The organism is Micromonospora sp. NPDC023956, assembly GCF_040639195.1.
In the GTDB taxonomy this organism is placed as follows: Bacteria; Actinomycetota; Actinomycetes; order Mycobacteriales; family Micromonosporaceae; genus Micromonospora.
In genome coordinates this window covers 81,727-105,175 of the sequence record NZ_JBEZZN010000015.1, presented here as the reverse complement: position 1 = coordinate 105,175, position 23,449 = coordinate 81,727, and the positions used below count along the sequence as shown (strand labels likewise).

15 protein-coding genes are annotated in these 23,449 nt (G+C 72.0%); 3 read left to right on the top strand and 12 right to left on the bottom strand.

What is annotated here, in order from left to right:
- Positions 1–53: 53 nt before the first annotated feature.
- From AB0F58_RS24735 to AB0F58_RS24685, 11 genes are all read right to left on the bottom strand, one after another.
- Complete coding sequence (locus AB0F58_RS24735; RefSeq protein WP_357147361.1) at positions 54–1,010, bottom strand: NAD(+)/NADH kinase; 957 nt, start codon at positions 1,008–1,010, stop codon at positions 54–56.
- A 128-nt stretch (positions 1,011–1,138) separates the two neighbouring features.
- On the bottom strand, positions 1,139–1,831 hold the full coding sequence (locus AB0F58_RS24730; RefSeq protein ID WP_357147358.1) for a hypothetical protein: 693 nt from the start codon (positions 1,829–1,831) through the stop codon (positions 1,139–1,141).
- Positions 1,831–2,796, bottom strand: coding sequence for an NAD-dependent epimerase/dehydratase family protein (locus AB0F58_RS24725; protein ID WP_357147355.1), 966 nt, complete (start codon positions 2,794–2,796; stop codon positions 1,831–1,833). Before AB0F58_RS24725 ends, AB0F58_RS24730 begins: the two co-directional genes overlap by 1 nt.
- Entirely contained in the window at positions 2,793–4,139 is a 1,347-nt protein-coding gene (locus AB0F58_RS24720; protein ID WP_357147352.1) for a nucleotide sugar dehydrogenase, read from the bottom strand. Before AB0F58_RS24720 ends, AB0F58_RS24725 begins: the two co-directional genes overlap by 4 nt.
- Before the next feature lie 99 nt (positions 4,140–4,238).
- On the bottom strand, positions 4,239–5,201 hold the full coding sequence (locus AB0F58_RS24715) for an endo alpha-1,4 polygalactosaminidase (protein WP_357147349.1): 963 nt from the start codon (positions 5,199–5,201) through the stop codon (positions 4,239–4,241).
- Complete coding sequence (locus AB0F58_RS24710) at positions 5,198–6,094, bottom strand: NAD(P)-dependent oxidoreductase (RefSeq protein ID WP_357147346.1); 897 nt, start codon at positions 6,092–6,094, stop codon at positions 5,198–5,200. Before AB0F58_RS24710 ends, AB0F58_RS24715 begins: the two co-directional genes overlap by 4 nt.
- Positions 6,091–6,951, bottom strand: coding sequence for a sugar phosphate nucleotidyltransferase (locus tag AB0F58_RS24705; RefSeq protein ID WP_357147344.1), 861 nt, complete (start codon positions 6,949–6,951; stop codon positions 6,091–6,093). The genes AB0F58_RS24710 and AB0F58_RS24705 overlap by 4 nt, the downstream gene beginning before the upstream one ends.
- Before the next feature lie 28 nt (positions 6,952–6,979).
- Positions 6,980–8,485 (bottom strand): hypothetical protein, encoded by a 1,506-nt coding sequence (locus AB0F58_RS24700; protein WP_357147341.1) that lies wholly within the window; start codon positions 8,483–8,485, stop codon positions 6,980–6,982.
- On the bottom strand, positions 8,482–10,209 hold the full coding sequence (gene pelF, locus AB0F58_RS24695) for a GT4 family glycosyltransferase PelF (RefSeq protein ID WP_357147339.1): 1,728 nt from the start codon (positions 10,207–10,209) through the stop codon (positions 8,482–8,484). Before pelF ends, AB0F58_RS24700 begins: the two co-directional genes overlap by 4 nt.
- Positions 10,210–10,259: 50 nt before the next feature.
- Positions 10,260–12,398 carry a hypothetical protein gene (locus AB0F58_RS24690; RefSeq protein ID WP_357147336.1) on the bottom strand — a complete coding sequence of 713 codons (2,139 nt, stop codon included), beginning with the start codon at positions 12,396–12,398 and terminating at the stop codon, positions 10,260–10,262.
- Positions 12,399–13,197: 799 nt separating this feature from the next.
- The gene (locus tag AB0F58_RS24685) at positions 13,198–14,568 is read right to left on the bottom strand and encodes an MFS transporter (RefSeq protein ID WP_357147333.1); all 1,371 of its coding nucleotides are present in this window, start codon (positions 14,566–14,568) and stop codon (positions 13,198–13,200) included.
- 606 nt (positions 14,569–15,174) lie between these two features.
- Here AB0F58_RS24685 and asnB point away from each other — a divergent pair.
- From asnB to AB0F58_RS24670, 3 genes are all read left to right on the top strand, one after another.
- Positions 15,175–17,013, top strand: a complete 1,839-nt coding sequence (asnB, locus tag AB0F58_RS24680; RefSeq protein WP_357147330.1) for an asparagine synthase (glutamine-hydrolyzing) — start codon at positions 15,175–15,177, stop codon at positions 17,011–17,013.
- Between the two features lie 134 nt (positions 17,014–17,147).
- The gene (locus AB0F58_RS24675; RefSeq protein ID WP_357147445.1) at positions 17,148–18,539 is read left to right on the top strand and encodes a cellulase family glycosylhydrolase; all 1,392 of its coding nucleotides are present in this window, start codon (positions 17,148–17,150) and stop codon (positions 18,537–18,539) included.
- 840 nt (positions 18,540–19,379) lie between these two features.
- Entirely contained in the window at positions 19,380–22,652 is a 3,273-nt protein-coding gene (locus tag AB0F58_RS24670) for a beta-N-acetylglucosaminidase domain-containing protein (RefSeq protein WP_357147327.1), read from the top strand.
- A 20-nt stretch (positions 22,653–22,672) separates the two neighbouring features.
- Here AB0F58_RS24670 and AB0F58_RS24665 read toward each other — a convergent pair whose 3' ends face one another.
- Positions 22,673–23,446, bottom strand: a complete 774-nt coding sequence (locus AB0F58_RS24665) for a GntR family transcriptional regulator (protein WP_357147324.1) — start codon at positions 23,444–23,446, stop codon at positions 22,673–22,675.
- Positions 23,447–23,449 lie beyond the last annotated feature (3 nt).

The window sequence follows — 23,449 nt, the reverse complement described above, 5'->3', positions numbered from 1 at the left end:
CGGGGCGACGATCCGCCGCCCGCGTTCGGCACATACCGTACCGCCACCGTGCGTCACTTCGCTTCGGGACCGGGCCCGGGGGGACGGAGATTCTCGGGGATCAGCTCCAGGAGCTGGTCACGACGCATCGGCAGGTCGAGCAGGCTGAGTTTGAGCTGGCTCCGCTTGGCGTGCCGGCTGGCCGAGAAACGGACCACCCGGCCGGCATCCTCCCGTCGACGGACGGTCAGCGCCCGACCGGGGCGCAGCTCGCCCGACGGCGTGCCGTCGACGTCGACGTCGACCGGCGGACCGTCCGTGGCGATCCGCAACGACACCCGGTCGTCGGCGCCGAGCACGACGGACCGGCCGATGCCCGCCATCGGCGCCACCGGCGTGATCACCATCGTCCGGGTCGACGGCGAGACGACCGGGCCCCCGGCGGCGTAGTTGTACGCGGTGGAGCCGCTGGGCGTGGCGACGACCAGCGCGTCGCACCGGTAGTAGCCGTACGGCTGGTCGTTGACGGTGAGGTCGATCGAGACGGTCCCGGTCCGGCGCTGCTGGGCCAGCACGATGTCGTTGAAGCCGGAGCAGGTCCGTAACGGCTCACCGTCGGCGCGGTCGGCGACCAGACAGCTGTGCGACTCGACGGTGAAGTCGCCACCGACCATGCGGGCCAACGCCTGCTCCAGGGCGTCGGGAGTGATCTCGACGAGGAAACCGAGGTGGCCGTGGTTGACGCCGAGCACCGGTACCGGGTGCTCGACGACCAGCCGCATCGCACCGAGCATGGTGCCGTCACCGCCGAGGGCGACGACCGCGTCGACCTGGGCGACGAACCGGTGGTCCGGTACCGTCTCGACCTCCTGGGCGATCCGGTCGCGGTCCTGGTCGCGTGCGACGACCCGGACCGCGTGGGTACGGGCCCAGTCGAGAATCGTCGCGACCGAGTCGCCCACCGCCCTGCTGGGGTGGACCACCAGACCCACCGTGGGGTTCCTGGTGACGCCGGCGGTGTGACCGCTCATCCGCCGAGCGTAGCCGGGGCCGAAGCGGCCGTTGCGGCCTTCGGCGGTACCCGCCCCCGCCGGGCCGGAGCCGCCCGCGCGGTAGCGCGGGGCGGACGATCCGGCCCCGACCCGGCGGGGGCGGGCGGTCAGGCACGGGACAGGGCGCGATCGCTGACGAAGGACTGGAGCCCGAACTGCCGGGCCCGGCGCTCGGCGAAGTCGGTCAGCCCCGGGCTGTCGGCGTAGTCGAGGCTGTACAGGTCCAGTTCCAGCTGGAGCAGTTGCTCGGCGATCTGGGCGTGGAACTCCAGCACGTCGGGCGGCCAGGGGGCGTAGCCCTGGTCGGTCCAGCGGGCCGAGAACGACTCGAAGACGATCCCGTCGACGATCTCGGCCAACCGGGGCAGCATGCCGAAGCCCCGGTTGGCGAGCAGGTACGCCGGCTGGGCCTCCTCCCGTACCGCGGCCACGAGGGTGATCAGGTGCGGGACGTCCTCCGGGTAGGTCAGCTCGACGTTGAGCGTGTCCAGGAAGAGCCCGGCGAACCCGCGGGCGATCGCGTCCTTCGCCGCGCCGACCACGTGCGCCACCCAGAGCGGGTGGCCGACCTGGACGAACGCGCCACCCCAGTCCGGGTTGCGTTCCTGCCGCTGCCAGGGCGCGGGCGGACCCTGGTCCTCCGACAGCGACAGGTAACCGAGGGTCTGCACCCCCTGGTCGGCGAGGTAGCTCAGCTCGGCGGGCTGGTAGAAGTCCGGCTGGAGGACCACCCGCAGGTACCCGGTGAGCTCCTCCAGCCGGCCGTCGCCGTAGTAGAAGCAGATCGGACGTCGCTGCATCACGACCATCCGTGCTCCCGGTACCAGGCGAAGGTGGTCCGGACCCCCTCCTCGAGGCTGACCGTCGGCTCGTAGCCGGTCAGCTCGCGCAGCCGGGACAGGTCCGGGCAGCGCCGGCTGACCGATCCGGACGGCGCCGCCGACGCCTCGATCGCGGGGCTGACCCCGGCCACCCGCAGGACCAGCTTGGCGAGGTCGCCGATGTTGGTCTCCTCGCGGTCGTTGCCGATGTGCACGATCTGGCCGGCGGCGGCCGGGGCGGCCATCAGCCGCAGCATGGCCTCGACCGCGTCGTCGACGTGGCAGAACGCCCGGTACTGGTCGGCGCCGGGCACCGGGAACGGGTCCGCACCCCGCAGGGCGCGCAGGGACATCTCCGGGACGACGTGGTCGGCGCCCATCCGGGGGCCGTACACGTTGTGGAAACGGCCCACCACCGTGTCGAAACCCCGGGCCCGCGCGGTGTGCAGGAACGCGGCCTCACCGAGCAGCTTGCTGGCCGCGTACGCGAACCGGGGCGCGGTGATGTCGGAGATCATCGTCGGCACGGTCTCCGGCGTCGGCACCGGTACCACCCCGGAGGTCACACCCCCGGCGTAGACCTCGCTGGTGGAGGCGAAGAAGACCCGCTCGCCCGGAGCGACCCAGTCGAGCAGGTGCAGCGCGGAGAGGGTGTTGACCCGGACCACCCGGGCCGGGTCCTGCTCCACGTTGCGGACGCCGACCACCGCGGCGAGCAGGTAGATCTGGTCCCAGCCGGTCGGCAGGGCGGCCCAGGTGGCCGGGGCGGTCAGGTCCCCGGAGACCACCTGTACCGCCGGGTCGGCACGCAGGCGGTCGAGGTCGGCGTCGTCGCGCCCCCGGGAGAAGTCGTCCACGATGGTCACCTGGTGGCCGTCGGTCACCAGGCGGCGGGCGAGGTGCAGGCCGATGAAGCCGGCCCCGCCGAGCAGGAGCACCCTCATGCCGACGCCACCTCTCCGGCCGGAGCGGACGCCGACGGCGCGGCGGGCGCGGGTGGCAGGTAGCCCAGGCCCGCGTAGCGGACCCCGGCGGCGGTGACCGCGTCGCCGTCGAGCACCCGCCACGAGTCGTAGACGAACGCCGGCCGGAGCCCGCCGAACGCCTCCGGGACCGGGATCGCCCGGTAGTCCGGGTGGTCGTTGATGATCAGGACCGCGTCGGCGTCGGTGAACGCCTTGTCCAGACCGATCGGCTCGCCCCCGTACTGCCGGATCACGTCGTCGGTGACCATCGGGTCGTGGCCGAGGACGGTCACCCCGGCGGCGGAGAAGACCCGCATCATGGTGGCGATCGGGGTGCCGCGCATGTCGTCGGTGGGGGGCCATCCCTTGTACGCCCAGCCGAGCACCGCCAGCCGGGTGCCGATGCTGCTGCCACGCGCCTCGGTCAGCATCCGCACGACCGTCTCGGCGACGTGGATCGGCAGGTACTCGTTGAGCTGGCGGGCCTTGCCCACCAGGAACGGCCGTCGGTCACCGGCGCTGTCGATCATGATGTACGGGTCCTTGGAGAGGCAGCCGCCACCGACATACCCGGGCTTGGCGAGGTCCGGGCGCGGGTAGTCGACGTTCGTCGCCCTGATCACCTCGAGCGGGTCGAGGCCGTGCCGCTCCGCGATCAGCGCGATCTCGTTGCCGAAGGAGTAGATCAGGTCGGTGTGGCAGTTGTTGGAGAGCTTGACCAGTTCGGCGGTCTCCAGCCCGGACACCGGGACGATCTTCTGGGCCAGTCCCTCGAAGAACGCGATCCCGGCGGCGAGGCTCTCCGCGTCCAGGCCGCCGACCACCTGCGGCAGCTCGACCAGTTCGCGCAGCGCCTGACCCTGGATGGTCCGCTCCGGCGCCATCACCAGCCGGACCCGGTCACCCCACGCGGCCCGCAGCTCCGGCAGCACCACCCGGCGGCTGGCGCCGACCGGCACCGTGCTGCGGACCACGACCAGGGTGTCCGGCCGGCAGCTGGCGGCGACCGCACGGGCGGCGGCGGCCAGGTTCGCCAGGTTCGGGCGGCGGGTCACGTCGTCGACCGGCGTCGACACGCTGATCACCGCCACGTCGACGGTGTCGCGCGGCAGTTCGGTGTCCACGTGGATGTTCCGGCCGATCCGGGCGGCGAAGATGTCCTCGACGCCCGGCTCGAAGATGTGCGGCCGGCCCCGGGACAGTGACGCCAGGACCGCCGGTGACACGTCCGCGCCGTACACCGTGAAGCCCTTCTCCGCGAGGGCGGCGGTGAGCGTGAGCCCCACGTAGCCGAGGCCGACGACTCCGATCTTTGTGCTCATTCGTCCTGTCCTTTCAGATTTCCGAGTGCGGTGGGTGGTACGTCGGGGGAGGCCCGGGGCCCGGACCTCCGGTCGCGGGGCGCCCCGCGACGGCGGGGCTCAGCCGCAGGGGGCGGTGAGCCGGTCGAGGTCCCGGACGGTGACCGTGCCGGCGAACCGCTCCGCGCGGTACCGGTCGCAGGCTGTCCGGACGTGCTCGGGCCGTACGGCGTAGTCGACGGCGAGCACGAACGTGCCGGCGTCACGCAGCGCCCGGGTGTGCGCCAGGTTCTCCGCGCACCAGTCACGGGTGCACGGCTCGTCGGTGGCGAGGTAGAAGAGTTCCTCCATCGCGATGCCGTCGACGGCCCCCGGGTAACCCGGCTGTTCGCGCAGCTCGGGGGAGTTCTGCGGGACGATCAGGAAACCCGGCCGCCGGGCCTTGGCGTACTCGCTGATCCGGACGATCAGGGCGGCCATCTCGGCGGCCAACCGCGCCCGGTCACGGCCCTGCGCGGCATCGAGGGCGATCTCCTCGTAGGCCAGGGGGGTGTCCAGGTAGACCCCGTCGAAGCCGGCGCGCAGCGCCCGGTCGACCCGGGGCCGGACGACCCGGTCCCACCAGCGTCCGTCCCAGTAGCGGACGAAGTGCTCGCCGGGCCAGGCCGGCCACGGGTTCGCCACCAGGTCCGGGGCGTCGCGCCGCAGGACCGGGTACTCGGGACGGAAGTCCTCGATGCTGCCGATCTCGAAGTACGCCAGCACCTGCTTGCCGCTGCGGCGCAGCGCGCCGACCTCCGCGGCCGTGAAGTATCCGGTGTGCCCGTCCCGGGCCAGGTCGACCACCGCGAGCTGCCACGGGCCACGGGCCAGCGCGTCGAGCCGGCCGTCGGCGTACCCCTGGAGCTGGTACGCCCAGTGGGTGATGGGCCCGGACCGGTTGGGCGCGGCGCCGGTGCCGCCGGGGCCGGTGGTCGCCGGCCGGCGGCCGAGCAGCGCCCACCCGGCGACGGCCAGCACCGTCACCGCGACGCCGGCGGCCACGAACCGTCGCCGCCGCCCGTCCGGGGACCGCCGGCTCACCGGGCCTCCCCGGCGTGCCAGACGTCGGTGACCGACGTCGCCAGGTCGCGCACCGGCGACCAGCCCAGGTCGCGGCCGGCCCGGTCGACGTCGGCCCGGATCCAGTCGACCGCCGTCGAGCGCTGCGGCCCGGTGCCGACCTCCCGGATCCCGCCGTGGTAGCCGGCCGTGGCGGCCAGCAGCCCGACCGCCTCCCGCGCGGTGACCGCCCGGCCGCTGCCCGCGTTGTAGACCCGGTGCGGCAGCCGGGGCGCGAGCACGGCGGCGACGATCAGCGCGGCCAGGTCGCGCACGTCCACGAAGTCCCGGTACGCCGCCAGCGACCCCAGGGTGATCTCGGGAGCGTCGTCGGCGAGCGCAGCGCGGATCCGGGCCGCCGCCCGGCCGAGCAGGTTCTCCTGGGACATGCCGGGGCCGATCGGGTTGAACACCCGCAGCGACACCGCGTCGGCCTCCCCGGACTCGCCGGCGAGCTGGAAGAGCCGGGTTCCGGCGAGGTGGCTCACCCCGTACGCGCTGAGCGGCAGCGCCGGGTCGTCCTCGGCCACCGAGGACCCCGCCGGCACGACGCCGTACTCCCCGGCGGACCCGAGCCGGACCAGCCGGGCGTCCGGTGCCGCCGCGCCGGCCGCCGCCAACAGGTTCGCCGCGACCAGCGTGTTCGCGGTGACCAGCTGGGCGGCGGACCCGGTGAGCGCGCCCACGCAGCAGACGACCGCGTCCGGGGCGGTCGCACGCAGCAGCGCGGCGAGCGCCTCCGACGTGCCGTCGAGCAGGTCGACGGTGGTTCGGCCGGGACAGATCACCTCGCTGACCCGGGGGTCCGCCGTCAGTGCGGCCCGGGCGTGGCCGCCGATGAAGCCGGACGCCCCGAACAGCAGGACCCGCGTCACGCCCGCTCCCCGGACGACACGATGCCCACCCGGTCGACGGCGACCGGTTCCACCGGTCCGACCACCGCCTCGACGGTGCCGGCACCCGGCCCCAGCGGCGTCGCGACCGGTCCCAGCGGCGCGGCGGCCGGCTCCACCGGTCCCGGCCGGGCGGGCAACAGGATCGGCTTGAGCTGCGGGAACGACCGGTTCGCCTCGTCGTAGTCCTCGGGCCGGCCGATGTCCAGCCAGAACCCGTCGAACGGGTACGTGGCCGGGGCCTCACCGGCGGCGAGCAGGTCCAGCACCAACTGGTCGAAACCGAGGGACAACCCCGACGGGTACGGCGCGAGGGTCTTCCGTGACATGCCGTACACGCCCATGCTGACCGGATAGCGCAGCGACGGTTTCTCCCGGAACCCGACGATCCGCCCGGCGTCCACGTCCAGCACCCCGAAGTCGATCCGGTGCACCCGTTCCGACGTGGCCAGGGTCAGCGCCGCCCCGGAGAGGGTGTGGGTACGCAGCAGGTCGGCGTAGTCCAGGTCGGTGAGCACGTCTCCGTTCATCACCAGGAACTCGTCGGGCAGCCGGTCCTTGAGCGCGAACAGCGGGCCGACCGTGGACAGTGGCCGGTCCTCCTCGACGTAGTCGATGGTCAGCCCCCAGGGACGGCCGTCCCCGACGAACGCCCGGATCAGCGGGCCGAGATGGTTGATCGCCAGCGTCACCGAGGTGAACCCGCGCGACGCGAGCTGGTCGAGCACGATCTGCAGGATCGAGTGGCTGTCACCGATCGGCATCAAAGGTTTGGGCAGCGCCGTCGTATACGGCCGCAAGCGCACCCCTTTACCGCCGGCAAGGATCACCGCGTGCATCCGGACCTCCCCAAAGGTCTCGAGCGAACTACCGGTAGTGCCGGACCTGCCCGATCACCGGCAGGAGACCGAGCGCGAACAACACCTGGAGCAGCAGCACGCCGCCCAGGTGGAGCGAGGTGTCGGCGAGCGCGGACCCGTCCTGGCCGAGCAGGGGCGCGACACCGAGCAGGCCGCCGACCCCGACGTGCAGGGCGACCACCACGACCATGGACAGGCACAGCCAGCCGTACCGCCCCCGCCCGGCCAGCAGGAAGGCCAGGTAGTAGGCGCCGGCCAGCGCGACGTGCGCCAGCGTCATCACCGTCCCGGCGGGCGAGAGCATCCCCGCGTGGGCGAGAACGGCCAGCAGCACCGCCCCGGGCACCGCCGCCACGGCGAGACAGGCCGCCACGTCCCGGCCGATCGCCCGCCAGAGCACCGCGGCGAACTCCTCCGGGCGGCGCGCCCGCCGGGTCAGCGCTACCGCGTTCCCCCGGAACCGGCTGGTCCGCCACTCCACGAACCCCATCGACACCAGCAGCGGCGCGGCCGCCGCCGCGATGTCCAGCCGGTCCAGCAGGTACGGCATCTGCGCGTGGAACAGCAGCACCGCCGAGCAGAGCCCGTAGCCGGCCACCCCGACCAGCGTGGTCGAGTCGGGCAGCAGCGGGTCCCGGGCGGGCGGTTCCTCGACCCGGGCGGCGGCGCGGGTGGCGTGCAGGGCGGCGACGAACGCGGCCAGCACGCCGAGCGCCGCAGCGGCCACCGCCCATCGCCGGGCCGTCGTCCCGCCCACCAGCAGGTACATCGTGCCGAGCAGGAAGGCCGGCAGCTGCGTCGCGGCCAGCCACCACTCGCGCCGGTAGAAGACCAGCAGCGTGCTGGCCATCTGGTACGCGAGCTGGCAGACCATCATCACGGCCAGCGGCAGACCACCGTGCGGCAGCACCGTCAGGCCGAGCGGCACGCCGAGCAGCGTCCCGACCAGGGCGGCCGTTTGCAGCAGCCGGGCCGCCGAGCGCGGCCGACCCGACCCGAGCAGCCGGAACGCCGCGTACGCGGTCACCCCGGAGAACACCCAGCCCACCGTCCCGGCGACGACCAGCCCGAGGACCAGACCCGGCCGTCCCACGACCGCCAGCACGGCCGGGAAGGTGGCACTCGGCAGCAGGTAGAGCGGACCGTGCCAGACCGGTCGCAGACCGTCCCGCCGGCCGGCCCCGGCCGTCGCCGCGCCGGTCGCCTCGTCGACGGGGGAGAGCGGCCCCAACCGCTTGTACACCTCGGCGGCGAGGACGAAGACGTCGGAGTAGCCGTACTCGACCTGGGCGCCCCGGTCGGTGTGCCCGGCGGCCTCCAGCGCGGCAGCGACCTGGAGCGCGTCGACCGCCCGGCCCAGCTGGGGCCGGACCCGTTCGACCAGCTCGTCGACCGGGTCGGTGGAGATCCTGGGCAGCAGGATGGTGCGTTCGGGCTCGTCCACCGTCGCGGTGATGGTGCCGACCGCCTTGTGCAGCGGGTCGGTGGCGTCGGGGTCGCGCTCGGGGCTCATCGGGCTCCGCCGGCCAGCCCCGGCGTGCCGGCCGCGGCGCCGCCGCCGAGGAGTCCACCGCCGGGCGGGGAGGCCGGCCAGGTGGCCGGGCCCGGGTCACGGCGCGGCACGTACGGCGGGTTGACCCCGCCCTGCTCCTGCGGTGCGCGCGGCTGGGGCACCCGGACCGGGACGGCCGCCACCCCCGGTGGGATCCGCCGGTTCGGCACGGTGACCCGGCCCTGGGCCTGGCCGCGCAGGTGTCGCGGCGGCGTCGACCCGGTCCGGGGCGCGGCGAGGCGCTCGTAGATGTCGCGGTACGCCTGCAACGACCGTTGCAGCGTGAACTTCTCCAGCACCCGGGTGCGGGCCACCGCGCCGAGCCGCAGCCGCAGCTCCCGGTCGCGCAGCAGCCGTACGCAGGCGTCGGCGACGGCGGCGACGTCCCGGGGCGCGACGACGAAGCCGGTGTCCCCGACCGCCTCGGCGACCCCGCCGACGTTGGTGCAAACGGTGGGCCGCCCGCACGCCATCGCCTCCACCACCGTGTAGGGGAAGCCCTCGGAGATGCTGGTCAACGCCACCAGGTTGCCGGCGTGGTACGCCTCGACCGCGTTGCCGACCCGGCCCTCCAGGACGGCGTGCCCGGTCAGCCCCAACTCGTCGATCAGGGCCTCGCAGCTGGCGTGGTAGACCTTGTTGGCGGCGGGCGTGCCGCCGAAGATGCGCAGTCGGGCCGTCGGGATCTCCGCCCGGACCAGGGCGAACGCCCGGATCAGGGTGTGCAGGTCCTTCAGCGGGTCGATCCGGCCCATGAACGAGATGGTCGGCACGTCCGGCTCACCGGCCGCCGGGGGGAAGTCGTCCGGGTCGACGCCGTTGTACATGGTCCACATCCGGTCGGGGTCGCCGCCGTTGTGCAGCTGCCAGCGCCGGTTGTACTGGGAGTGCGGCGCCAGCGCGCTGCTGATCAGGTAGGCCGCGCCGGCCAGGGAGCGGAAGAAGCTCAGCACCAGCACCCGCACCGCGTGCGGGGCCGCGTCGTGCAGGTAGGAGATGTACCGCTCCCGCAGGTAGATGCCGTGTTCGGAGAGGACCAGCGGGGTGCCGTGCGCCCAGCTGGCCGTCATCCCGACGAGCATGGCCAGGCCGTTCATCGAGGAGTGCACGATGTCGGCCCGCACCGGCGGTGCGCTCAGCGGACGCAGCATGTGCGCGATGAGCCACGCCGCCTCCAGCGCGTCGGCGACGGTGAGCGCGGGTCCGGTCTCGTCGACCCGCAGGGTGCGCCAGGCGTCCAGCATCATCCCCAGGGCCTGGTTGGAGAGCAGGCCCGCGTCCAGGTCGCCGCCGTCGGCGGCGTACTCGAACATGCCGCGCAACGCGAGCAGGAAGGTGCTCCGGTTGACCGCGCCCGCCTGGGAACGGGTGGACTCCAGCGGGGTGACCAGCGCCCGCAGGAACACCTCGTAGGACTCGATGAACCCCGCGCCGGGGCGCCCGGTGGGGACCAGCACCCCCCGCTGGGGGCGGCGGCCCGACGGCCGTCCGCCCCACAACGGGATCGAGTGCACCCGGTCCAGGTTCTCCGGTCGGTCGAACACCGGTTTCTCGGTGCCGTCCACGGTGAGCGCCACGACCTCCCACCGGTAGTCCGGCATCCCCCGGATGAGCTGCTCGCACCAGATGCTCACGCCGCCCATCGCGTAGGGGTAGGTGCCCTCCGACACCAGTGCGATCCTCACCGAGCGCTCCCGTTCACTTCTGCTTCACTGTTCTTTCGTCTGCCCTGGTGCTACGGACGGGGAGCGGCGTTGAACGTCACCGGGGTGCTCGCCGCCAGCGTCACCGGCACGGTGACGTCGGTGCCGTACGAGACGGCGCCCGTGGTGGTCGTGGTCACGCCACCGAGCTGGAGCGAACCGGCGGCCGGCGAGGTCACCGTGATCTCACCGGTGGTCCGGTCGTAGACCGCCGACGCCCCGGCGGTGAGCGCGGCGAAGTGCGCCGTACGCGCCTGGGTGTACGTGGCGATCTGCGCCCACGACGAGTTCAGCAGCGGCACCGAGTAGAGGGCGGTGTACTTGGTCAGCACCTCCTTGACCCAGTCGGTGACCAGCGTCTTGCCGGAGTCGTAGTCCCGCACGTTGGCGACGTGGAAGGTGTGCGCGTAGATCGAGCCGGCCGCGACGTGCTGCATCCCGACCGTGGCCTCCAGGTCCAGGACCTGGGCGTAGGTGCGGTCGGTGGGCCAGTAGGGGAAGGCGCCGTTCGGGCCGTAGAGCGAGTTGTAGAAGTGCGCCTGCTCCGAGCCGGCGGTGGTGAAGTAGGCGATGTTCGTCGGCCAGCACGGCACCACCGCGATGCTCGGGTCCATCGGGTGCGCCTTGGCCGTGTTGAAGTTCGCCGGGACGTGGCTGGCGAAGGACATGTTGCCGGCCACCGTGTCGATGCCGAGGTCCGCCGCCGCCTCGATCAGGTCGGGGTTGGAGGCGGTCAGGCCGAAGTCGGTGAGCGGAGCGCCGGGGTTGCTCGGGGTGGCGTTGTAGACACCGAGGCCGGAGTACTCGGGGGTCTTCAGCACGTTGTTCGGGGCGTTCAGCCCGATCGCCGCGCCCGCGGTCCGGTTGTCCGCGATCTCGTTGTACGTGGTGGTGTAGTCCGTGGTGTTCAGCGCCGGGTGGCTGTACGTGTGGTTGGTCCACCGGAAGTTGTTTTTGAGGCACTTCGAGGTGGCGGTCAGCGTGTTCGGGCCACCGTTGGGGCTGCACGTGTCGCCGGCGAACGGGTCGATACCGAAGCCGTTGTAGGGGATGGTGAAGGTGAACCCGGACGCCAGCGGGTACGCGGTGCGCAGCGCGGTCTGCTGCGCGTCGAGGTTGACCGTGTCGTGGCCGCTGAGCCGGAAGCCGGGGGAGTACTCGACGGTGCCGTCGTCCTTGTAGTGGGCCGACGGGCTGAACCAGTCGTCGAGGTCCACGTTGAGGTGGTGCTTCTGCTCACCGAAGTGCAGACCCTTGGTGGCCCACCGGAACAGGCCGTAGACCAGCAGGTCGGTGTGGAGCAGGTACTGGTTCGAGGTGAAGGTCAGCGCGATGCGCTCCCGGCCGTCGAAGGACGTGCTGCGCACGGCGAGGACGTCGGAACCGTTCGTCATCAGCGCGTCGGCGCTGCACCCGCTCCTGATCGAGTTGCGGTAGACGTACGAACCGGTCACCGGGATCTGGGCGGCGCTGTTGAGGTAGTCGAAGACGCCGGCGCCGGCGGTGGTCAGCGAGACGGGCAGGGGCGTCTCGCCGACTCCGCTCTCACCGTTGGAGGTGAGGCAGTAGTCCTCCGGCCAGGTGCCGTAGCTGGTGTAGAGGGCGACCTGCCGGACCTCGAAGTTGCGCTCGTAGGCCCAGAGCAGGTTCCACTCCGAGTCGGTGAAGCCCGCCAGGTAGTTGCCGCCCGACTCGTAGAGCAGCGTGCCGCTGGTGAGCAGGATCGCGTTGTACTTGCCGACGCCGTTGGAGTCGACCAGCGCGGCGGCGGTGAGCGCCTGGGTGGCGCTGTAGAAGACGTCGTACTTGGCACCCACCCGGTCGAGGGTGGTGGTGATCGCCGGCACGCCGAAGTCCGACGTGTTGGTGGCCACGACCAGTGCCCGGAGCGCGACCTTGTCGTTGATCGCCTGGGTGCCGACGCCGCCACTGCGGGCGTCCTTCTTGAGCCCGGTGACCTTGACGGTGCCGGACCGGTTGGGCAGCGGCTTGGGGATGGCCTGCTTCGGGTTCGCCACCTGACCGAAGCCGGGGACCGCGGGCGGCTGGGCCGGTGCGGTCGACGGCCGGGCGAGGACGGGAGCCTGGGTGCCGAGGACGACCGCGAGCGCGGTCAGCCCGGCGAGGGCGAGTCTTGTGGCGCGACGGCGCGCAGGTCCGGTGGGGACCATGTACTGACCTCCGATGAGGAGACGACCGGGGAACCGTCCGAAGTGGACGGTGGGGAGTGCCGACGAAGGCTATCAATGACAAATTGCGGCGGTCAGAGGCTACATCTGTCGGCTGCGGAATTGACGCGAGCATCGAAAGAGTGCTAGCGCGGCGGATTTTTCCCGACGTCGGGTATCGCGATTCTCGATGAATTGTTCATGGTGTCGAGCCGCGCACGGGGGCGTGACGTGCATGTTTCCCGACCGCTGTTGCATGTCGTCGATGTCGTCAACCGGCCCGCGCCGGGTGGTCCCTGCGGCGCCACCGGCTCCCCGCTGCGCGGGGCCGCAGTCGACGGGTGACCGCTCGTACCGCGGGACCGCTCGGCCGGAGCGGCTAAAGTGGCCGTCCCGTCAACGGGACTGACCGTTCACCCGATGTCGGCACCCGCCATGCGGTCGAGTGTCATGGAATGATCGGTAAGCGTTGTCGAGCGGCCAATTCCAGGCGTTTATGCAGGCAGTGCCCGACGGTGCCGGCAGGGTCGGGGTTTTTCCCCCGTTATCGGGGTGTGCGGGGTTGTTTTTCCGCGCTGCCGGCATAGCGGGAAATGCCGTCAAGTTCGAAAGTGCGGACGCGGTGGGTTCTGCGGCCCGGAGACTCCGTTCCACCCGCCGCCGGGGGTGCCGGTTCGGTGCGGTGTGCGCGGACCGGGCGGTGGGCCAACACCGGCCCGGCAGTCGCCGGCCACCCGTCTGCGTGCGCGACGAGTACGGCACGCCGAAGGCGGATCCGACGCTCGGGAGCGCCGCAGGACGGTCAGCGGGCGGCCTCCCGGCCGGGCACCGTCGGACGGGCCGGGGCCGTCCCGGCCGGTCGCCCGTGCCGCGCGCGCCGGCCGTGTCCGACCAGCGCGAGCGCACCGAGGGCGGCGGCCAGGACCCCGGCGGCCAGCGCGGCCCGCATGCCGGTGACGGAGTAACCGTCGGCGGCCCAGGCGGCGGTGGCGACGGCCGGGCCGAGGGCGAATCCCAGGTTCCGGGCGAGTTGGACGGTCCCGCCGGTCGTCGCGGTCAGGCCGTGCGGTGCGGCGGTCATCACCATGGCCTGAACCGGCCCGCCGTACAGGCCCATCCCGACACCGGCCAGGGCGAGTCGCCAGGCCACGTCGAGCGGCTCCCACCCGGACGGCAGCGGTTGGACCAGCAACAGGCCCACGGTCACCACGACCGCGCCGAGCGCACCGGTTCGCCCCGCGCCCCACCGGTCGGCCAGCACTCCGCCGACCGGACCGGCCAGGCCCATTCCGGCGGCGAAGGCGAGCATGGTCAGGCCGGTGGTCTCCGTGCTGACACCGACCACGTCGACCAGGTGGAACGGCAGGAGGAACTGCATCACCGCGAAGCCGAGGGCGAGCAGCAGGATGGCGACGTGACCGGCGCGGACACCGGGCACGCGCAGCAGGGTCAACACGGGGCGGCTCTCCGGCATCCGCCACCAGACCCCGAGGACCACCGCGGCGGGGAGCACCAGCAGGAGCCACTCCGGGCCGTCCTCCGCCGTCCTGGTCAGCGCCACCAGGAGCACCCCGAGTCCCAGCGCCGTCAGCGCCGCCTCGGTGAGCCACCGGCGGTCGGGGACCCGGAGCGGACCGTCGTCGGGCATGGCGAGGAGCCCGACCAGGACGATCGCGACGGCGACCGGGACCACCGCGAAGAAGACCGGCCGCCAGCCGGCCGCGCCGAGCAGCAGCCCGCCGAGGGGTGGGCCCGCGACCGCACCGAGCGGTCCGAGCGTGGCCAGCACGCTCATCGCCCGGCCGCGTGCCTCGGGCCGGACCGCGATGGTGGCCAGCACCGGCATCAGGGCGAACATCACCGCGGCGCAGGTGCCCTGGGCCACCCGGGCCGCCACGAGGAACCCGACGCCCGGGGCGAGCCCGGCCGCGGCGCTGGCCACCGCGAAGCCACCCACCGACGCGACGAGGGCGGCCCGCTTGCCCACCCGGTCCAGCCAGCGGCCGGCGGGCAGCACCAGGGCCACCACCGGCAGCAGGTACGCCAGGACCGTCCACTGGGTGGTCGCCGGGTCACCGCCGAGGTCGTCCCGGATCGCCGGCAGCGCCACGTTGACGATGCTGGTCTCGAGCATCGCGACGAACACCACCGCGCCGGCGGCGTAGACGAGCAACCACCTGTCGCGCCTCGGGGCGGTCGCCCCGGAATGGTTCCCGGCCCGGCCAGAAGCGTCTTCCGCGTCGAACTCCATAAGCTACTGGTCGCTCCGCGGCATTCTCCGGTTCCCGGAAAAGATGTTACAGCTGTCAATTCCTGTGCGTGGGTGCCGAGTGGAACCCGCCCGGTCGCCTCGTCGCGCCCGTCGCTGGTGGCCTGACTGCGGCGGTCGTCGCCGCCCCGGGCGCCCGGTCGCCGGGGCGGCCCGAATGGTTCCCGGACAATTTCCCGCAACACGAAATTGCCGCAGTACGGACCGATCGCCGTCTCGCCCCCCGCCCCGTCGGGCGGGCCGGCGGGACGCTTCTTGCCCGGTCGTCCCCGGCGGAAGCAGCAAAGATGCCCGTCTATGCAGTTCGGTGGCCGGTCCGCGTCGCCCCGGTCCGGCGGCCCCCTCGGGTCCGGCGCGCCGGCGGGAAGCAGGCGGTCGGAGATCGACTTAATGCCTGCAAAGCCGATAGGGATTACCTTCTATCCCACGTGGCCGGCCTGCGATGCCCGTGGGACACGGTCCCATGTGGTTGCCCGGGGTGCCGGGCCGCGCCGAAAGCGGAGGGACGACATGTGCGGAATCACCGGCTGGGTTTCCTTCGACCGCGACCTGCGGTCGGAGCACCAGGTCATCGAGGCGATGGTCGCCACCATGACCCCTCGGGGCCCGGACGCGGGCGGGCGCTGGCTCGGTGCGCATGCCGCCATCGGCCACCGGCGCCTCGCCGTGATCGACATCGTCGGCGGACAGCAGCCGATGGTGGCTGAGAGGGCCGGCGCCGAGGTGGTACTCACCTACAGCGGTGAGGTCTACAACTTCGTGGAGCTGCGGGATGAGTTGCGTCGTCTCGGCCACCCCTTCCACACCCAGAGCGACACCGAGGTGGTGCTCCGCGCCTACCTCGAATGGGGCGAGGAGATGGTGCACCGGCTCAACGGCATGTACGCCTTCGCCGTGTGGGACCAGCGCCGCCAGGCGCTCATCCTGGTGCGGGACCGGCTGGGCATCAAGCCGCTGTACTACAGCCAGGCCGCCGGCGGGGTGCTGTTCGGCTCCGAGCCGAAGGCGATCCTCGCCCACCCGGAGGTCGAACCCCGGGTGGACCTGGACGGCATCCGCGAGGCGTACAGCCTGCTGTTCAACACCGGCCCGTCGGTCTGGTCGGGCATCCGGGAGGTGCTGCCGGGGTCGGTGGTCCGGTTCGACCGCTCCGGCCTGACCGAGCGGACGTACTGGCAGCTTGAGGCCCGGCCGCACACCGACGACCTGCCGACCACCCTGGAGAACGTCCGGCACCTGCTCGTCGACAGCGCCCACCGGCAGCTCGAGGCGGACGTACCCCGGTGCACGCTGCTCTCCGGCGGGCTGGACTCCACCGTGCTGACCGCGCTGCTGAACCGCGAGATCCGGCACCGGGAGGGCCCCGGGGAGCGCATCCGATCGTTCGCCGTGGACTACCACGACCAGCAGGAGCAGTTCACCGCCGACGTCCTGCGCTCCAGCCCGGACGCGCCGTTCGCCCGCGAGGCGGGCGAGTTCATCGGCTCGGACCACCACACGATCCTGCTCGACCCCGACCGCCTCCTCGACCCGGCGAACCGGCAGGCCGTCGTGGTCGCCCGAGACTCGCCGATCGGCGTCGGCGACATGGACACCTCGCTCTACGTGCTCTTCGGCGAGATCAGGCGGACCTCCACCGTCGCGCTCTCCGGAGAGGCGGCCGACGAGGTCTTCGGCGGGTACCCCTGGTTCCACTCGCCGGAGGCGATCGCCGCCGACACCTTCCCCTGGCTGCTGGTCACCAACGACCGGCAGGCCATGCCGCTGCACCCGGACCTCTCCGCCAAGCTGCGGCTGCGTGAGTTCCAGGCGGACACCTACCGGGACGCCCTCGCGGCGGTCCCGGTGTGCGACGGGGAGTCGCCGCAGGAGCGGCGGATCCGCGAACTGCTGCACCTGAGCCTCACCCGTTGGCTGCGGCAGCTGCTGCACCGCAAGGACCGGCTCAGCATGGCGGTGGGTCTGGAGGTCCGGGTGCCCTACTGCGACCACCGGCTCGTCGACTACGTCTTCAACGCACCCTGGGCGATGAAGACGTACGACGGACGGGAGAAGAGCCTGCTGCGTTCGGTCGCCCAGGGCATCGTGCCCCAGTCGGTGCTGGACCGGCTGAAGAACCACTACCCCTCCACCCACGACATCCGCTACAACCGGGGGGTCCAGCAGCAGGCGACCGACGCGTTGAAGGACCCGCACAGCGCCCTGCGGGAGATCGTGGACATCGAGGGCATCCGGCCGGCGCTGGAGGTGCCGCCGGAGCGGCTCGGGTGGGGCCACCGGCTGCGCCTGGAGCGGGTCATCGACCTCTCGCTCTGGCTCGGGTACTACAACCCGACCCTCGTCGTCTGACCCACCGCCCGGTGGTGTCGGAGGGTCGTGCCAGGTCCCGGCGTTGCAGTAACACTTAACCTTCTTTATAGTTCGATGACAATAAATACCGTCATCGATCCTGGAGGTGGCTCGTGCGACTTCGCGGCAGACCGATCCTGGTGGCCGGCCTCATCGCGGCGGTGGCGCTGGTGCCGCTCGCCGTCTCCCACACCGCCGGAGCGGCAGCGACACCGACCGCGAGTTTCACCAAGGTCAACGACTGGGGCGCCGGGTGGGAGGGTCGTTACACGATCACCAACTCCGGCGCCAGCACGATCACCTCCTGGCGCCTGGAGTTCGACCTGCCCGCCGGCACCACCGTCGGCTCGTACTGGGACGCGCTGTTGACCAGCAGCGGACAGCACCACACCTTCACCAACCGGTCGTGGAACGGTACGGTCGCCCCGGGCACCTCGGTGACCTTCGGCTTCGTCGGCAACGGCTCCGGTGCCCCGATCGGCTGCACCCTCAACGGTCAGCCCTGTGCCGGCGGCACCGCACCGACCACGCCGCCGCCGTCCACCACCGCCCCGCCCACCACCGCCCCGCCCACCACGCCGCCGCCGACCGTCGGCACCCCGGTCGCGGCCAACGGCCAGCTCCGGGTCTGCGGTCGGCAGCTCTGCAACCGCAACGGCAAGGCGGTCCAGTTGCGCGGCATGAGCACGCACGGCATCCAGTGGTACGCCAACTGCGCCACCCCCGCCTCGCTGGACGTGCTCGCCCGGGAGTGGAACGCCGACGTCCTGCGGATCTCGATGTACATCCAGGAGGGCGGTTACGAGACCGACCCCCGCCGCTACACCGACATGGTGCACAACTACATCGAGCTGGCCACCGCCCGGGGCATGTACGCCATCGTCGACTGGCACATGCTCAGCCCCGGTGACCCGAACCACAACCTGACCCGGGCACGCACCTTCTTCGCCGAGATCGCCGAGCGGCACAAGGACAAGGTCAACGTGCTGTACGAGATCGCCAACGAGCCCAACGGCGTCTCCTGGAGCGCCATCAAGAGCTACGCCGAGCAGGTCATCCCGGTGATCCGCAGCCGTGACCCGGAGGCCGTGGTCCTCGTCGGCACCCCCGACTGGTCCTCGCTCGGCGTCTCCGGCAGCGGGGGCGGGGTCGACACCATCGCGGCCAACCCGGTGGCCGGCGGCAACCTGATGTACGTCTTCCACTTCTACGCCGCCTCGCACGGCGACCTGTACTACAACACCTTCGCGCAGGCCGCCGACCGGCTGCCGCTCTTCGTCACCGAGTTCGGCACCCAGGAGTACACCGGTGACGGCGCGAACAACTTCACCATGTCCCAGCGGTACCTCGACCTGATGGCCAGCAAGAAGATCAGCTGGACGAACTGGAACTTTTCCGACGACTTCCGCTCCGGTGCCGTCTTCACCACCGGCACCTGCGGCAGTGGTCAGTTCGGCGGCACCAGCCGCCTGAAGCCGGCCGGTACCTGGATCCGCGACCGGATCCGCACCCCCGACGACTTCTGAGGTCGTGCCGAAGGGCCCCGTCCTACCGCAACCGTAGGACGGGGCCCTGCTCGTCACCGGTGGCCGGCGGTCGTCCGGACGCCCCCGGCGACAGCGGGGTCGGTACCGCCGAGGTGACCCGGGGTGGCCCCCGCCCGGCCGGTGACGGTGTACCGGGTGCCCATGGATGTCGAGTCCCCCGAGGGTCCGGTCCAGGACGGTCCGTGCGGCGTCCCCCGTGGGCTTCACGGGTGTCCGTGGCTGTGCGTCGAGCATCCGCCCGCCGCCACGATCCGGTCCACCGCTCATCGCGTCTCCTCTCCTGAGGGGTTCACCGACCGGCTCCGTGCGCCTACGGTAGGTCGCCCCGGCGGGTGGTCGAGTTCCGTTGAGGAACGGACGACCTCCGCAGGAGTGCAAGTTCGCTGGCAGCGAGGCTGACCGAGCTTCAGAACACAAATTAGGTCTAGACCGGTATCTCCGCCGCCTGGTCGATCCCTGTTCTGCGTCACTGACCAGCGGAAACAGGGTTCCGCCACGGGGTGTCGTCGGTGCGTCGGGCGTCCCCGGAAACCTCGGCGTCGTCCGGATGGTCTTGACGTAACCAGGCGCGGAAGGGATTCTCGTTACTGGCATAGACCATGCCTCAGAACCCCACCAGGCCCCCGGGCCCGATGGCCGATCCGTGCCCCTGCTGACCCGACCGGATCGGCGGGTCCCGTACCGGTCAGTCATCCGCGGTGGTCACAGCACCGCGTTCCGCGCCGGCACCTCACCGGCGGAAGACACTGATTTGGACCGACAAGTGGAGGTCGCGTGTTACTGGCACGCTCTTTTCGCGGTCGTCGTCACCGCACTGTCATGTTCGCCGTCTCGGTCACGCTCGTCGCAGGTGTGCTGAGCCCACTACCGGCCGGTGCCGAGCGACCGGCTCCCACCGGCGCGGCCCGGATCCTCCCGGTGCCGCAGGAGATCGACTCCCGTCCGGGAAACGTGGTGCTGTCCGGTGCCGTCGACGTCGTGGCGGGCGCAGCCGCCGACCCGGCGGCGCGGACGTCGCTGGTGGAACTGCTCTCCGAACACGGCGTCACCGCCCGGGTCGTCGGCGACAGCGACCTGTCGACGCGCGGCCCGATGATCGTTCTGGGCGGACCGGGGGAAACTCCGGTGAGCGCGGACGCGCTGCGCGCCCTCGGCGTCACCGGCCCGGAAGCGCTGCCCGGTGAGGGGTACGTGCTGGCCGCCGGTCGCGACGGACGCGGCCGACAGCGGATCGTGCTGTCCGGGAAGGACGCCACCGGCACGTTCTATGCCGTCCAGTCGCTCCGGCAACTGCTCGAACGGCAGGGCTCCCGGGTGGTCGTCGACGGCGTGCAGATCCGCGACTGGCCGGGGTACAAGATCCGCGGTGGCATGGAGTCCTTCTACGGCCCGGTGTGGTCGCAGGAGGACCGGCGCTCGCAGATCGAGTTCCTGGCCCGGCACAAGATGAACCAGTTCTTCTACGGGCCGGCGGACGACCTGCGCACCGGTTCGAACTGGGACTCGCTGTACGAGGCGGCGGAACTGGCCCGGTTGAAGGAGATCGTCGACCTGGCGAAGTCCCGCCACGTCGACTTCGTGTACCGGATCTCACCGGAGGCGCCGATGGCGCCCAGCAAGGGGATCTGCCACGTGCGCGGGACCGACCGGGCCAAGCTGCTGGCCCGCTTCGACCAGATGTGGGAGATCGGCGTCCGCAGCTACGTCATCGCCTGGGACGACGTGTCGGGCAACTTCGCCTGCCAGGAGGACCGGGACGCCTACGGGGGAGACGCGTCGCCGCTCGCGGTGGCCCAGGCCGAGGTGACCAACCTCGTGCAGAAGGAGTTCATCGAGAAGCGCCCCGGGGCCAGCCGCATGGTGACCGTACCGACGGAGTACTGGGGCACGACGAAGACGGCGTACACCAACCGCTTCGACGAGCTGCTGAGTACCGACGTCGACCTCTACTGGACGGGACCGGCCGTGGTCCCGGCAAGCATCACCGAGGCGGACCTCCGGGCCGCCCAGGACGTGTGGTCGCGGCACCGGATCATGCTCTGGGACAACTACCCGGTCAACGACTACAGCCCCAACCGGCTGCTCCTGGGCCCGCTGGAGAACCGCGACGCCAACATGGCGGACAAGGTCATCGGCATCTCCTTCAACGGGCTCGTCACCTTCCAGGAGGCCTCGCAGATCCCCCAAGGCACCCAGGCCGACTACGCCTGGAACCCGGGGGCCTACGACGCGGACCGCTCGTGGACGCGCACGCTGCAACACCTCGGCGGCGACGCGTACGAGGAACTGCGGCTCTTCGCCGACAACAACCGCGCCAGCGTCCTGGACCCGAGCGCCCGGCCGGAGTTCGCCGCGCTGGTCAACCGTCTGATCGCCGACTACCGGGCGGGTCGACCGGTGAACGCCCAGCTCGACCGGGTCGACCGTGAGCTGCGCCGCCTCGAGGACCTTCCCGCCGCGCTCCGGGCGAAGCTCGACAACCCGCTCCTGCTCCAGCAGATCGGGCCCTGGCTGGACCGGGTCGGCGTGACCGGTCAGGCCGGGCGGGCGGCCGTCCGCATCCTCCGGGCCCAGGACAAGGGTGCCAGCGAAGCCGCCTGGCTGGCCCGGCGCGACCAGGCAGCCGCCCGTGGCATCCTCGACCGCACGTGGCACCAGATCAGTCCCGGGCCGGTCGACGACCTGCTCAGCTTCGCGGCGGCCCAGAACGACGCGTACGTCGGCGACCGCTGGTTCGGTGACCTCGGCGCCCCCACCGGAGCGCCGGCCGCCGCCGCCGGATCCGGGCTGGGGCTGCTCACCGACCGCCGGGACGACACGGCGTACGTCGCCGCCGGCGCACCGCAGGCCGGTGACGCCGTCACGGTCCCGATCACCAAGCCGCACCGGCTGTCGGCGGTGACGGTGGTGCAGGACGCGACCGCCCCGGCGGACGGCATGATCCAGGCACTCGTCGACGGCGGTTGGGTGAACCTCGGGCCGCTCGCCGAGGGGTTCACCAAGGTGCCCGCCAAGAACCTGGCGGCCAGCGCGGTACGCATCCAGTGGACGCCCGGCAGCGTCGCGCCGCGCGTGTACGAGATCGTCCCGCACTACTCCGACGTGCTCCGGGGCCGGCTCTCGGCCGAGCCGTCGGGTGCACTCGTCGCACCCGGGAAGACCAAGCGGTTCCAGGTCGCGCTCGAGGTGTTCGCCGAGGACGGGGTGAGTGGCCGGGTCACCGCCAGTGGCCCGGACGGCTGGAAGGTCACCCCGGCGACGCAGGTGCTCCGCGCGCGACCGGACGGGCGGACCATCGTCACCAGCGTGCCGGTCGCCGTCACCGTCCCGGCCGACGCCGCCGAGGACCGTCACCAGGTGACGGTGACGTTCCAGAAGGACGGCGCGGCGCCGGTGAACGTGTCGGTGCCGATCGTCGTGGGCGACGGCAGCTACCCGGAGTTCGTGGCCGGGGCCGACCCGGCCGGCTACTGGAGGCTGGGCGACCCGGCTGGTTCCCGGACCGCCGTCGACAGTGCCACCGACGGGCGCGACGGCACCTACCGAGGCGCTGAGCCCGGTGTCGAGGGCGTGCTTACCGGCGACAGCGCGGCCGACCTCGGGGACGGCTACGTCGACGTGCCCCGGGGCCCACGGACCAACCTCGAGGGGCCGTTCACCTTGGAGGCGTGGGTCAAGCTCGACCTGCTCGTGCCCACGCCGGGACAGGCGATCATCGAGAGCTACCACACGCCGGCGACCAACGGGTACGTCCTCCGGGCGGAGAACGGTGTCCTGCAGGCCTGGACGCTCGGCGCTCCCGGCAAGGGACACGGCGTCGTGACCGGCCACACCCGGTTGACGCCGGACAGGTGGCACCACGTCGCTGCCGTGTTCGACGGGGCGCGACTGACCGTGTACCTCGACGGCGTCGCGGACAACAGCGTCGCGACGACGGTCGCCCCGGGCAGCGGCACGGCGAGCATCAAACTCGGTGGCCGTGGGGACGACAGCTTCCAGCGGCTCCAGGGCGACCTCGACGAGGCGGCGGTCTACGATCGCGCGCTGACGGCGGCCGAGATCCAGAAGCACTACTTCGCCGGACTGCGGTAGCCACACCCGCCGGATGCGCGTCAGCCGCCCTGCGCCGGGGGGCTGACGTGCATCTGGATGGCGTAGCGATCGCCACGGTAGAGCGACCGCCCGTACTCTACGACCTTGCCCATGTTGTCGACGGAGATGCGCTCGATCAGGAAGGCCGGGGTCTCCTCGGCGACCTCGAGGCGCTTCGCCTCGGTGGCGGTCAACCGCGCGATGGTGACGATCTGCCGGGCGGATTCGAGTCGCACACCGAAGACGCGGCCCAGGACGTCGTAGAGCGAGTCGTCGCGCCCCAGCACGTCGAGCAGGGTGGGGAAGCGCGCGGCGGCGAGGTTGGTCCGTTCCAGGGCCATCGGGATCCCGTCGGCGGTGCGGATCCGCTCGATGTAGTGGGTCGGGTCGCCCGCAGCGATGTCGAGGTTGGCGGCGACGGTGCGGGTGGCCGGGCGGGTGCGGCCACGGTAGCTCTTGGCGCCCGGTGTCATGCCGCGGATCCGCATGTCCTCGCTGAAGGAGCGGAAGATCTCCGAGTGGGTCAGGGTCGGGTGCTGCACGAAGGTGCCGCGTCCGGGCACCCGCCGCACCATCCCCTTGCTCTCCAGCGCGTCGATGGCGCCCCGGACGGTCATCCGGGCCACCGCGAACCGCTCGGCGAGGACCCGTTCGGAGGGGAGCAGCGCGCCGTCTCGTGAGTCCAGGACCAGGGCGGTGAGCACGTCGGTGATGTGTTTGCCCTTGCCGCGGTTCTGCTCCGCCAGCAACGATTCGAGCGCTCCGTCGCTCGGCTCGTGGCGCGTCCTTGGCACGAG